Here is a 1,082-nt window from a genome sequence, read left to right on the forward strand (position 1 = left end):
CAGCGGCTGAATCGCCACCCGAGGTAACAGAAAATGAATAAGGGGGCTTGTCACTAACATGCTGTCATCCGAACTATTGTGTCTCAATGAGTTGGAATGAGGATTTCTATGTTTAGCGGACAGTAATAAAAAACTTTCAAGAAAAATAATGTTATGGGTGTAATGCACCAAGGTCAATATCAAAATTATGGAGGTGAATTTTATGAATTGAAGCAATGGGTGTTTTCTAAATTATTGTGGAATCCCAATGCTAACCTTGACAATTTGATAACTACATTTATAACCGATTTTTATGGAGCAGCTGCACCGTATGTGCGTGAGTATTACGACCTCACTGCCAACCTTCTCAAGGATGAGGGAAAACATCTTATGTTTGATACCCACTATGATAGCGACATTTACACAAAAGGGTAGTGTCCTTAAAAGTGTGTAATTCATCTTTCCTTTCTCTGTACTTCCACTGTTATTTTGTTCTTTTCTTTCCAGTTTTTGAATTGATATATTCTTCTTTCATATGTTGTCTTTGTTTCCTCCATCGCCACGGCTGCCAGGAGGAAGATGACAGACTTCTCTGATGGCATGGATGTCCTCATTTGGATGGTTCTCCTGTACTTCCTGTTGAGCCTTTCAATCCAGTTGGTCGTATATATGCACCTCTGCACTTGGGGCGGGAAGTCCATATACGTGAAGTAGGCACTGTTGCGTTCAGCCTTGTACTTTCTTAGTGCAGGATATTTCCTTTCCCATTTCTCGACAAAGGTAATGAATTGTTCGTATCCCTGCAAGGAATTCATCTCGTTGTTCTCCAATTGGAACACTTCACTGAGCTGCTGCGCCATTACCGGTTTGTCTTTATGTGATGCGCCGCTGAGTATCTGTCGCTTGACGTGTGCCACGCAGAACTGGTGTGCGGCACCGGGAAAGGCTGCACAGACGGCATTCTCTATTCCTTGCAATGCATCGGAAACGACTAAGTCTATCTGTTCGACGCCTCTTTGCTTCAAGGCCTCAAGCTCGTCTTTCCAGCAAAGAGCCCCTTCTGTGGGATGATTGACAACCGTGAGCACCTCCCTGCTGCCGTC

Annotated in this window: 1 protein-coding gene and 1 pseudogene; one reads left to right on the forward strand and one right to left on the reverse strand. The window is 43.8% G+C overall.

Features of this window, described 5'->3' with window-relative positions; genetic code table 11:
- Positions 1-141: 141 nt before the first annotated feature.
- Positions 142-414 (forward strand): annotated as a pseudogene (locus E0E16_RS12720) (DUF4838 domain-containing protein); the annotation flags it as partial.
- Positions 415-434: 20 nt separating this feature from the next.
- Here the strand turns inward: E0E16_RS12720 and E0E16_RS12725 are convergent.
- A partial coding sequence (locus E0E16_RS12725) for an IS256 family transposase (RefSeq protein WP_181951346.1) occupies positions 435-1,082 on the reverse strand: 648 nt, incomplete at its 5' end.

Origin of the sequence: Prevotella rectalis (genome assembly GCF_900607215.1) — a bacterium.
Classification (GTDB): Bacteria; Bacteroidota; Bacteroidia; order Bacteroidales; family Bacteroidaceae; genus Prevotella; species Prevotella brunnea.